Source organism: Fluviicola chungangensis, from assembly GCF_007558725.1.
GTDB classification, from domain to species: Bacteria; Bacteroidota; Bacteroidia; order Flavobacteriales_D; family Crocinitomicaceae; genus Fluviicola; species Fluviicola chungangensis.
In genome coordinates, this window is the sequence record NZ_VLPL01000005.1 from 47,961 (window position 1) to 60,699 (window position 12,739).

Annotated in this window: 7 protein-coding genes; 3 read left to right on the top strand and 4 right to left on the bottom strand. The window is 42.1% G+C overall.

Going from position 1 to position 12,739, the window contains the following annotated elements:
- The first annotated feature begins 182 nt into the window (after positions 1-182).
- The 3 genes from secA to FO442_RS11045 all read left to right on the top strand — a co-directional run bounded on the left by secA (position 183) and on the right by FO442_RS11045 (position 4,924).
- A complete protein-coding gene (gene secA, locus FO442_RS11035) occupies positions 183-3,533 on the top strand; it encodes a preprotein translocase subunit SecA (RefSeq protein WP_144333249.1) in 3,351 nt (1,116 codons plus the stop codon).
- 109 nt (positions 3,534-3,642) lie between these two features.
- The gene (locus FO442_RS11040; protein WP_144333250.1) at positions 3,643-4,404 is read left to right on the top strand and encodes a Rossmann-like and DUF2520 domain-containing protein; all 762 of its coding nucleotides are present in this window, start codon (positions 3,643-3,645) and stop codon (positions 4,402-4,404) included.
- Between the two features lies 1 nt (position 4,405).
- Positions 4,406-4,924: a KdsC family phosphatase gene (locus tag FO442_RS11045; protein ID WP_144333251.1), complete on the top strand. Its 519-nt coding sequence runs from the start codon at positions 4,406-4,408 to the stop codon at positions 4,922-4,924.
- 29 nt (positions 4,925-4,953) lie between these two features.
- Here FO442_RS11045 and FO442_RS11050 read toward each other — a convergent pair whose 3' ends face one another.
- From FO442_RS11050 to FO442_RS11065, 4 genes are all read right to left on the bottom strand, one after another.
- Positions 4,954-9,678, bottom strand: coding sequence for a T9SS type A sorting domain-containing protein (locus tag FO442_RS11050; protein ID WP_144333252.1), 4,725 nt, complete (start codon positions 9,676-9,678; stop codon positions 4,954-4,956).
- A 167-nt stretch (positions 9,679-9,845) separates the two neighbouring features.
- Entirely contained in the window at positions 9,846-10,793 is a 948-nt protein-coding gene (locus tag FO442_RS11055) for a hypothetical protein (protein WP_144333253.1), read from the bottom strand.
- Complete coding sequence (locus tag FO442_RS11060) at positions 10,790-12,067, bottom strand: AsmA family protein (protein ID WP_144333254.1); 1,278 nt, start codon at positions 12,065-12,067, stop codon at positions 10,790-10,792. Before FO442_RS11060 ends, FO442_RS11055 begins: the two co-directional genes overlap by 4 nt.
- Before the next feature lie 205 nt (positions 12,068-12,272).
- Positions 12,273-12,650 (bottom strand): CDI toxin immunity protein, encoded by a 378-nt coding sequence (locus FO442_RS11065; RefSeq protein WP_144333255.1) that lies wholly within the window; start codon positions 12,648-12,650, stop codon positions 12,273-12,275.
- Between the last annotated feature and the right edge of the window lie 89 nt (positions 12,651-12,739).

The window sequence follows — 12,739 nt, forward strand, 5'->3', positions numbered from 1 at the left end:
ATATTCGTGACATGGATACCGACATTTGGAATTTGTTTCCAAAAATCAACTGACAACTGAAACCCAATCAGGACAATCTGTCAGTTTAACAACTTTTGGAATAATTTATGACGGAGAGCAGGCATTAATCTAAGAAGCATCGGGAATTTCATTATTTTTGGCTTCGATTTATAATAAACACCATGTTAGGAGGAATTTTAAAGAAAATCTTAGGCGACAAGTCAGCTACTGACCAAAAAAAATACCAGCCTGTTATTCAACAAGTTGGAGCGATATTTAACACATTACAAAATGAGTCTGACGACGCTTTACGTGGTAGAACAGCTAAGTTCAAACAAAAAGTTCAGGACGCTATTAAAGAGTTGGAAGCAGAAATTGCCGACTTAACTCATAAAGCGAATGATATCCATATGCCTTTGCACCAAAAAGAAGCGATCTATGAAAGCATCGATGCCAAGGAAAAAGAGGTGAATGTCATTATTGAAAAGGTGCTGGAAGAAATTCTTCCCGAAGCCTTTGCGGTAGTCAAAGAAACGGCAAGACGCTGGGCAGAAAACGGTCAGCTGACAGTTACAGCTACAGAGCTTGACAAAACACTTGCCACCCGAAAAGACGGAATCACCATCGAAGGAGACAAAGCAATCTGGAGCAACAAATGGACTGCTGCAGGAGCTTCCGTGGAATGGGTCATGGTTCACTACGACGTTCAGCTGATGGGTGGAGCCGTGCTGCACAGAGGAAATATTGCCGAAATGCAAACTGGTGAAGGTAAAACCCTTGTTGCAACACTTCCCGTATACTTAAATGCCTTATCAGGAAAAGGAGTTCACGTGGTAACTGTGAATGACTACCTGGCAAAACGTGACTCCGAATGGATGGGACCTTTGTACCAATTCCACGGTTTGACGGTAGATTGCATCGACAAACACCAACCGAACTCGGAAGCCCGCAGAGAAGCTTATATGGCTGACATTACCTTCGGAACGAATAACGAATTCGGTTTCGACTATCTGCGCGACAACATGGCGAGCGCTGTGGAGGACCTGGTACAACGCAAGCATCACTTTGCAATTGTTGATGAGGTCGATTCGGTATTGATTGATGATGCACGTACTCCGTTGATTATTTCCGGTCCTACACCAAAAGGCGATCAACATGAATTTTACGAATTAAAACCACGCGTGGAATTGATCGTTGAAGCTCAGCGCAAATATGTAAACCAGGCATTGGCTGATGCAAAGCGCCTGCTGACTGTCATCAATGGCGGAACAGTGGAAGGAATGGACCAAAAAACGGCATTGGAGCAAGGAGGAATTGCATTGCTTCGTGCACACAGAGGTTTACCTAAAAATAAAGCATTGCATAAGTTCCTGTCCGAACCGGGTATCAAGTCTCACTTGCAAAAAGTTGAGAACCAATACATGGCGGAACAAGGAAAACAGATGAAGAAAATTGACGTCGAGTTATTCTTTGTGATCGATGAAAAACAAAATACGGTTGAATTAACTGAAAAAGGAATTGACCTGATCTCCGGAAATGAGGACCGTAATTTCTTCGTGATGCCGGACATTTCTTCTGAAATTGCCCAATTACAAAAATTAAATCTTCCGAAAGAAGAATTTGCAGATAAAAAAGAAGTTCTGATCCGTGATTACACCGTGAAATCAGAGCGGATCCATTCAGTTTCCCAATTGTTGAAAGCATATACCCTTTTCGAAAAAGAAGTGGAATATGTGATCATGGACGGAAAGATCAAGATCGTGGATGAATCAACCGGTCGGATCATGGAAGGTCGCCGATATTCGGACGGATTGCACCAGGCGATCGAAGCAAAGGAAAATGTAACGGTTGAAGCTGCAACACAAACGTATGCAACCGTTACCCTTCAGAACTACTTCCGTATGTACCACAAATTGGCAGGTATGACGGGTACTGCTGAAACAGAAGCAAAAGAATTCTGGGACATTTACAAACTGGATGTGGTGGTGATTCCTACAAACCGCCCGATTTCGCGCAAGGACGACAACGATTTGGTTTTCAAAACTGCCCGTGAGAAATATGCCGCGGTGATTGAAGAAGTCAACAAACTGGTTCAGGCCGGAAGACCTGTATTGGTTGGTACGACCACAGTTGAGATTTCCGAATTATTAAGCCGGATGCTGAAGATGCGCAATATTTCTCACCAGGTATTGAACGCGAAATACCACCAAAAAGAGGCGGAGATCGTAGCACATGCAGGTGAAGCAGGAGCCGTGACGATTGCAACAAACATGGCGGGTCGTGGTACCGATATCAAATTGGGAGAAGGAGTAAAAGAAGCCGGAGGTCTGGCGATCATCGGTACTGAAAGACACGATTCCCGTCGTGTGGACAGACAGTTACGCGGTCGTGCCGGACGTCAGGGAGATCCCGGATCCTCTACGTTCTTTGTTTCATTGGAAGATGATTTGATGCGTAAGTTCGGTTCTGAGCGTATTGCAAAAATCATGGACCGTCTCGGTTTGAAAGAAGGGGAAGTCATTCAGCACAGCATGGTTTCGAGATCCATCGAACGCGCTCAGAAAAAAGTAGAAGAAAACAACTTTGGTGTTCGTAAACGTCTATTGGAATACGATGACGTGATGAACGCACAACGTAAGGCTATTTATAAAAAACGCCGCAATGCCTTATTCGGAGATCGTTTGAGCGTGGATGTGTCCAATATGTTCTACGACGTGATCGAAGGATTGGTAAGTGCTCACCAGGGAGGTTCTTTCGAGGCATTCAATGTCGATATGATCCGCATTATCGGAATCGATTCCCCGGTTTCAGAAGCGCAATTCAAATCGGCAAAATACGATGACTTGGTAAACGACCTGTATGATGGCGTAATGGAGCATTACAACCGCAAAAATGCACGATTGGCTGAAATTTCCATGCCGCAGATCAAGCATGTGTTCGAAACAATGTCCCAATATCAAAACATCCAGTTCATCATCACGGACGGTGTGAAAACCATGCCATTGGTCGTGAGCCTGAAAGAAGCATACGAATCCAACGGAGCATCCGTTCCAAATGCACTGGAGCGCAACATTGTATTGGGAATGATCGACAACGAGTGGAAAGAACACTTACGTGAAATGGATGATTTGCGTTCTTCCGTTCAGCAAGCGGTTTACGAACAAAAAGATCCGTTGCTGATTTACAAACTGGAATCCTTTGAATTGTTCAAAGCAATGAACGCACGTTTGAGCAATGAAACCGTTGAATTCCTTGTGAAAGCAGATGTTCCGAGAGATCAGCTGGATGACATTCAGACAACAAACAGGGAAGTTGCTCAAAATAATTACGAAAAGGCGCACATCGAGTCGACTTCATCGAGCACAGAAATGCCCCGTTTCAGCGGAAGCGAAGGATACGATGAGGCAATGCGCAATTCAGCACCGCAACGCGAGAAACAACAACCGATCGTTTCGACGGAACCAAAAATCGGACGAAATGATCCTTGTCCTTGCGGGAGCGGCAAGAAATACAAACAATGTCACGGAAAATAAAATACAAGGCGGTTCGAAAGAGTCGCCTTTTTTGCAGAAATGTGATTTATAAAAATGGTAGAAATGCATCGCATCCCTACAATTTATCAATAAACCATATATTTGAATTATGAACCAAAAATTAAAAATTGGAATTGTAGGCATGGGAAATGTGGGAATTCATTTCCTTCAGCGCCTGATCGAATTGGGACACACTCATCTGACGGTTTATTCCCGTTCGGGGAACAATTTACCTGCATCTATGAATGCAAAGGATGTTCAATTCACCAATGATTTTAAGGAATTTATCGATTTTGATATTGTCTTTTGCGCGGTAAATGACAACACGATGGTGGAAATGGTCCGGCTCGTTTCGAAATATGCCCCGGTTGTTTCGGTTTCCGGAACGGTCAACCTGAACCACTTAAAAACCAAATATCCTATCGGGACTTTCTACCCGCTTCAAAGTTTTAAAGCAGATCAAAGCATTCTCTGGAAAGGTTTACCGCTTTTTATTGAGGCTGCAGACCCGAAATTTAAGGCTTTTTTAATGCAGCTTGGCCACGAATTCAGCGAAAATGCCATTGAACTATCGGAAGACAAACGTCAGTATCTGCACGTAGCCGCTGTATTTGCAAATAATTTCACCAATCACATCATTGACCTGGCAGCGCATTATTGTGAAGAGCATGGCATTCAATTTGACTGGCTGAAACCTTTGATCAATCAAACAATGGAAAAGATCCAATCGAATAATCCGCATGATATTTTAACCGGTCCGGCTGTACGCAACGATCAGAGTACTATTCAGAAACACCTTGAATTACTGAAACCGGATCAAAAAACCATTTACCAGACATTAACGAAAAGCATTATCAAACACTACAAATAAGATGATTAGCTACAAAGAGCGCTTAAACGGTATTTCCACATTTATTTTTGATATTGACGGTGTTTTGACAGATGGAACAGTCTATCCTTACCACGGGGAATTATTGCGCGGTTTGAATTCAAAAGACGGGTATGCAATCCAATACGCGGTGAAGAAAGGATACAAAGTGTTCATCATTACCGGCGGAAATTCAGAAGATGTAAAAATGAGCCTGATCCATTTGGGAGTGACGGAAGTTCATTTGCGTTCCTCTCACAAAGTCCAGGTTTATGAACAGCTGAAAGAAAAACACGGACTTGAAGATCAGCAAGTCTTATATATGGGAGATGATCTTCCTGATTACCAGGTCATGCAGGTGGTTGGAATGGCTGCCTGTCCGCAGGACGCCGCCATTGAGATCAAACACATTTCGCACTACCAATCACCTTATTTCGGGGGAAAAGGATGTGTTCGCGATATGATCGAACAGACATTGCGGGTACAAGGCAACTGGTTCCACGAAGAAGCGTTTGTGTGGTGATGAAGCCACAAATTCGTGGCATCATTTCACTAGTATTTAAGCCCCGATTTAATGAATCGATGAGTCGTATTGGAATTTGACAAGCGAATGTAATATGTTCCTGCCTCCAGCTCTTTCAACAAAACAACCTGCGTTTGCGATGTAATCTGCCCTTTTTGGATTTCTTTACCACTGACATCTATAATTACAAACTCTGCCGGCTCACTGCTTTTACTTACTACATACAATACATCAGCAACAGGATTCGGGTAGATCTCAAATAATTGATCGTTCTCTTCTATTCCAAGGTTTGTAAGTTCATAGACTGCACTGCTTGCCACACAACCATACTGATCCGTATATTCAACTGTATAATTACCATTTTGAGTCGGGACAAAACTATTTCCAACAGCATTGCTGATCAATATTCCATCCAAATACCACTGATTTCCGCTGTTCATGGAAGAATAAAGTGTATTATTTGAAAAACTGATCGTTGGATCAATATCTCCAGCAGTAACTACTTCAATTTCATCTGTCCGCTCACATCCGAAATTATCAAGTGCTTCCAATGTGTAAGTTCCATCAGCGACAATAGTTATTGAAGCATTCGTACTACCGGTTGACCAGCTGAAATCTGAAAAGTTCGTGCTGTCCGTTAAGTAAAGCTCTAATGAACCGCCTTTACAAATATGGGTGTCTGGTCCAAGATCAAACACCGACTGCTGCAATTGATAGCTGCTACTTACCCCATCATTTGGCTGATAAGAATCCAATCCGCTATTTGGCAATTCGGTTCTCGCACTCACTATGTACAGTTGCCCGAACACATGTGGAATTCCTGCAATTGCCAAATCTTCCAGAGTATCACCGCTTGCAATAATTCCTGTCCAATTCGGAACAGATAGTATTGTTCCATCAACTATCAATTCAAATTCCAGTGAAAGAATCGGTTGCGTACCGAAATTCTTCACATCTACGATAATGAATGTCGAATCACAAATATGATTGTAATGAACTTCCAGGATCCCCGCATCACGGAAGTTTTCAACCTCCAAAGTATCCGAATAGGAACTGCAACCTGATGAATCTGTCAAAACAGCGTAATAAGAACCCAGATTTGTCCAGTTCAATACCGTATCCATTTCCCCGGGAATCAGCGTATTATTGAAATACCAAGCAGTTGTTTCTAAAGAAGTTGAGGCCGTAAGTATAAATTCGGACTGCGTCAAAAACACCGGAACAGGAGTAGAAAACTCCACCTCAATGGTATCCGAACTAACGCAGCCGGAACTATATGTTCCCGTTACGAAGTAAGTTCCACCTGATGTAACCTCGATACTTTGCCCGATTTCCAAAGTGCTCCAAGTTATATTCGAAAAAGGTCCGTTTTGTGGTGTCAATGTTACCGTATCGTGTGCACAGGCAACTAGATCCTCCCCGAGGTCAATGGACATATTCTGAAAATTGCTGGTATAGATAAAACCTGAAGAATCATTTGCGAACAATTGGTCTGTCACTAAGTTTGGAAGTAATGTATGTGTTTTCACCAGGTAAGTCTGCCCGTTTGTTTGCTCAAATGCCCCTATCTGGATCCAATCTACAGTATCTCCGGGATATAGGGTACCGTTCCACTCAGCAGTTTGTCCAGAAAGAACTCCATCAACTGTAAAATTAAGTTCGAAGGAATTGATCGTATCCAGGCAATAGTTGAATACTCTCGCAAACACTCTGGCACTATCACAATCGCTTTCTACTTTTGTCTGAATGCTACCGATGTTAATCGGATCAAAATTTCCTTCATCAGCACCTACGGTAGGGTGTGCGCGCAACTCTCCATCAATATCTGTAGGAACTGACGGCGAAGCAATTGCAATTCCCATTGCCAACTGCGGATTTAGGACATGTAAATCCCGTTTTGAATAGAATAAGGGGTTAATCGAAACCGAATTGGTATTCCAGTTCCCGGGCCATCCCGGAGCAGTGGACATCGGAATATTATATTGTCCCGTGCGGTAATAATTATTGTTATCAAACTCTGAAAAAACAGTTGTATTCCAGTCAGAAGGGAAGTAAAAAAAGGCCTCCAGCGTATCCGCCTGTATGATATTGTTCTTAAATCGGATATTATGAGAAGGAGAGAATGGTCGAATCTCAACGGCCGCCCGGCAATATTTATCGTCCAGCGCCCAAGGAACGGAGTATATGTGAATGGTGTTGTATTGAAAGTCTACATAATTGTTAGTATAAGTCTCCAATGCTATTGTTCCTTGTCCACCACCTCCGGTTCCAATTCCATACCCACAACCTACAGAAATAAAATTATTATAGACTTTTACCCGATATGCAGGTGTTCCGTTCATACAGCTTACATGCATTGCTTCTTCTCCATAACGTCCTTCAATACGGTTATTCATAATTTCTACTACTCCACCGCACAGCGTAGCTACTAAAGCGTTTGTGCCTATTGTAAGTCCGTCAGACAAAACAATGGTATCATTGGTGAAATAATTATTCTTGATCTCCACAGAGTCCTGGATAGAATAAACCTTTAGTGCCCTTTCTCTGAAATTGAAAAAACGGTTGTTTTGAACACTAACATTCTCATTCGTGTTTGTACTATAAGGGTCGCCTTCAATATCGATGCAGCTATACATTGATTTAAACACACAGTTATGAATTTTAATATTGGATGATCTCTCAAAGGTGACTCCTTTACCAAGTAAATTAACTGGAGAACGGAAAACACAATTTTCAATGGTAATGTGATCAGCCATGTCAAAATACATCGAATTGTAAGGATTAGTCCATCCCGAGTATGATGTACGAGAAAATGTCATGTAACGGAAAACCAAGTGTTTTGCCCGCCACGTATCAATCATCCATAAAGGGGAGTTTGATGTATTCGTATAATTCATTTCAACGGAAGTAGAATCCAGTGTTTCAGATTGAAACGTTACCGTATTGGTTGAGGACAATCCATTCATGGCATTCCCGTCGAAATCAAGGAACTCATTGTAAATTCCCGCACGGATATTAAAAACTACCGGACCACAAACGCCACGCTGGATCAGAGCCGAAACACAGGAATTGATTGTCGGATAATCCGGGTTAACACCACCAACAGTATATGAACCTTGCATCATGGTGTAAACAGGAGTATTGGTATAACTGTCATTTGATGGGACAGCATCAACCTGTCCGTTCGGCATGGTAGTCGAAGCAACAAAATTATACGTGCTGCTCGGTGCAAAAAAGAAATTGGAGAGTGTCACAAACGCACTGTCTCCGGGAAGAACAGAACCTGTCCAGTTTACAACAGGCTGTGTTACTCCATTGACACTCCAGTTAACCGCTACTGAAGTCATTGGAATTTCGCCGTAGTTTCTTACTGCAGCTACTAAAGGAACAGTTGCTGAGCAAATTTGTGTTGGAATGTTCATTAACTTGACCACACCGGCTTCATTGTCCGGGTTATCGAATTCATCCGCACCAATGTCCGGAGTTGCAAAACGATTATTTCCATCCAAATCTTTCCCAATATTCAAATCCAGGGCATTATTACTTGCTTCAATATCTGCAAAAATGTGCAGGTTGCCGGTTCCCGCTCCTATAAAATTGGTGATCGACTGAAACGAATGGTCGTCATAAGGAGTCATTGTCTGCCAGTGAGCCAAATCGGTGTAAGAGATCGTTCTCCAGATCAGGCGCGTTGTTGATGTAGAATAATAAATATTGTAATCTGCTGTTACATTACCGTTCTCAAAATAAGCGGCATATCCGGTCGATGTGCTCTGAGCAATGTTATTGGCATAACTCAAATTACAATTTTTCGCATAGAATACTCCCCCAACACCTGATGAACTCAAACCTGAGACGAGCGTATTGTGAAATACATAAACATTCGGACAATTAAATACATACAAGGCATTACTTGTTGCTGTTCCGGTAAGCATATTCCCGAAAACAATGAGGGAATCCGTACTTGTGAGCTGATTAATTATATCTACGCCTCCGTTCGAGACGTTATTATTGACGAACCGGCTTTTTCCATCGAAATACTCAATATCCATGGAACCCACAAACGTATTATTGAGCACCCTAAATTGAGACGAATACCTGAATTTCATAGAATAAAGCGAACCGCTTCCCTGGTTGTATTCGATAACTGTTCCGCCTTCCAGTGCAGTGGAATTCAATCCTGTCAATCCAATATTCGTATAACCGCCCTGGATCTTATTATACCCAATATAATTCGCCGTATCAATGGTATTGGGTGAATGTATAACATTGTATTCTTCGGAAGAACTAATTCGCCCGATTAGCCTGCAGTGCTCCACACGGTTATTGTGCGCACCGTTTTCAAAGATCACGGTGCGGCATCCCTGTGAGGAAGAAAGGTCACGAGCTAAAGTCAAATGACGAATGGTGATGAAATCCGCTCCATTTAATCGGCAAACGTAGTTATCTGCCAATATGGTATTATTAAACTCCCAGCGTACAAGTGAAGAATCAAGTGATTCACTTTGAAAGATTATCCTGTTTGTTTGAGAAGCTCCTGCTATTTGATCAATTATAACATGTTCAGCATATATCCCATCACGGATATTGAATGTGACCGGTCCGCTTACTCCCTGCGCATTCAGTGCATTAACTGCCGCAGTAATTGTACTGTAGCTTGGAGAACTTCCCCCGATAGTATACGTTCCGCTTAATTGAGCATGTCCAATTCCCGCAAGAAGAAAAAAAGTAAAGGTCGTCAGGCAAAATTTCATATAACAGCATTAGTCCAAACAGCAGCATTTGATGACAACCGTCATTTGACCAATACAAATGAGACCCAGGTGAAATTAAAAATGCTATTCAGTAGTTTGATGAAGCAAATTTAGCACTTTTAATTGGCTCTGACAAAGACTCTAACGAATTTATATACTTATTTCTTCTATCTTTCCTTGCGTTCTTCCCGCTTCTCTTTCCGTTCTTCTTTTTTCTTTTCTTTCTCCCACTTTTTTTCAGCTTTCTTTTTTTGTTCGTTTACAATTTCCATGTACCCGGAAGCAAAGATCACGGTTGGGATCCGTTTCATTTTTCCTGCATCCAAGTAACCGCTCAACATCAAATGAAAAGGAACCCGGTCTTTGTCACCGATCACCTTAAAAATCGTCGCAAGCGGATGCTTCATTTTCAGGTTTAACGGAAGTTTGAGAACTTGTGAGGACTGAGGACGAATGGAGACATCCATCGGGAACTTTCCTTTGGAGGCCAGGTCATTTCCGATCGTGATCCGGTATTGCAGATCGTGCAGGTCCAGGGACAGATTCTTTCCTTCGTTAATGATCCCTAAAAAAAGCTGCGCCTGGATATCCTTTTTGAACAGTTTCACCTTTTTCTCCGTTTTAATGACCTTAAATTTGGGTGGAACCGGTACCTCGATCTTTTTACTTTTAATAAATGGTACTTTGAGACCCGAATAGACGATCGTTGCTTCAATCGTAATACCGGTTGAGTCCTGGTCCTGCAGGCTTAGAATCTTGTTTCGCGTGTGACTGATCGGGATATTTACCGAGAATCTCACGGAATCGGTATCTCCGCTTTCCTGCCGCAATCCAACATATTGGCTGGTAGATATCAACTTTGTTCCCCCCAACGACAAATCGCAGACAATGCTGTCAATATTCATTGGGTAAGGTGCTTTATTCACTACGATGGTGTTGACTTCAACAAAAGCCGTATCCTGGTGGATATTTGCTTTTATCAGTGTTATTTCCGTGACTTCGGGAATCAGGAGATTGAGCATTTTTTGTTTTTGAATCAAGAGATAAATGAGATACCCCCCTATTCCCAGGCACACAATCAGGATTACAGGCCACAGTCGAATTTTTAGCGTCATAAGTTCTTTTTTCGTTCATTTTTACGTTGTTCCCTTTTTTCCTTCCGGGCTTCCCTCTTTTCTTTACGAGCTTCCTTTTTCTCCGGATTTCCACCGAAAATCTTTTCCAGAAATGTTTTCTTTCCGCCTTCATTCAACCTGTTAATATTGATGGAATTATCCACTGATGGCTTCAAAGCATGCAAAAAAGCATTCCGCAGGACATAGCTTATTGCACGCCAGGTATTCAGATGGACCTTATCAAAACTACCTCCAAACTGGACCTTACTAGCAAGCTGTTCTTTTTTTTGGTTTTGAAGGACTTCCGCAGCACTTGCCACCAATGTTTCCCAAAGAATTTGCTTGAAATCCCCTTCTTCCTTATTCCACTGTACAATATCCAAATCTTTCATAAATGGTTTTACATATCCGCCGAACTGTCCTTCTTTGGCTGCAAATTCGCCATACAAGCTGAAATTTCCTTTTTTGACATCAAAGTTCCCGTACTCGCGAAGCATGTCATTGAGCAACACCAGGTTCAATCCTTTCATGGAAGTATTCATATCGAAGGTCGGTTTTTTCGCCAGGCCATCGAATTTTGCATTCAGTGCAAACTTTCCTTCATACGCTTCGGCTGAAGCCGTAAGCGATGCCGGAAGCAGTTCTTTGCTATCTGTTACGTTGGTGAGATTGGTTGCTGTAATATTGATATTCCTCATTGCGATATCCAGCTTAGGGCGTGCTTCCAAGTCCCGGAAATGGATTTCTCCGTTGTGAATGTCGAACCGGTTGATCGTTACGGGCATCAAATCATCAACCAATTGTGCGAAATCTGCTGTATCGGCTTTTACATCTTCTCCTTTGTGCCGGTCTTTGACAAAATTGACAACCGGTTGTTCCACACTGATCTCCCCGACAATGGCTCCATGAAAAATCGCTCGCCATTCGATAGACAAATCAATCGAAGGTGATTTGAAAAACGGAATGGTATCTTTTTCCCCGATTTTCCCGGTTTTCTCCACTTTTTTCAGGATGCGGATATCCCTGATCTCATATGCCCCACGGTATAAATGGATATCGATATCCTCTACATGTCCGTAGTATTCTTCGAGATTTTCCAATTTCCCATTAACATATTTCAATACGATGTAGGGTAAAATAAGCCTGAAAATAACCAGTACTGAAATGATGGAGAGCCAAATGATGCGGCGTTTTCTTTTGCGTTTTTTACGTTCTTCCGGGGTCATCGCCTGCTTGCGTTCTTTCCGGCTCAATCGTGTTTGCTTCTTTTCCATGGCAATTACTTTAAATTGTGATGGTAATCGGTACAAACCCGGCTAGTAAAAGAGAGTGGTTTCGTTTACTTAAGAAGAGAAAAGATAATTAAAAGCAGTGAATAGTTTTTGACACAAAAAGTTAATTTTCCTAAATGAAGTTTTTTTAATCCGGCCAATCCGAATGAGCAACGGTGTTACCGGAATTTATTCAGGAACCGCAGAATCAATCGGCAAAGGTGAAACGAACCTTGCCCTGAGAATGAAATTCGAGTACCCAATCGTAGTTTGCACCGACAATCCAGGCAAAGGGCGAAAGCTCCGCAATTTTTTGCCGGCATTTGATCGCCTGACTGAAGGTAGTTTTGACCGCCGGCAATCTTCCTTCATTCCAAAAAATAAAGCAGTCGTTCAGTTTTAGGCCCTTCAAATCCTTCGGGCCTGAGATTACCTTGTGATCCGGGTATTTTTCCCAATTGATCTCAATAACTGCAAAACTGAAAGCTTCGAGGAAACGGTTAAAAGCTCTGATCGTTCGTTCTTCATCGTATACCTCCTTTTCCTTACCCAATGCCTCTACGCACGCGTTAAAAAACTTATCCATGACTTCCCTTTTTAATGATTCCTGTTTACCGGTTTTATATAAAGATAAAAAATCAGTAGCGGGAATTTTTCTTTTTAAGAAAGATTGGA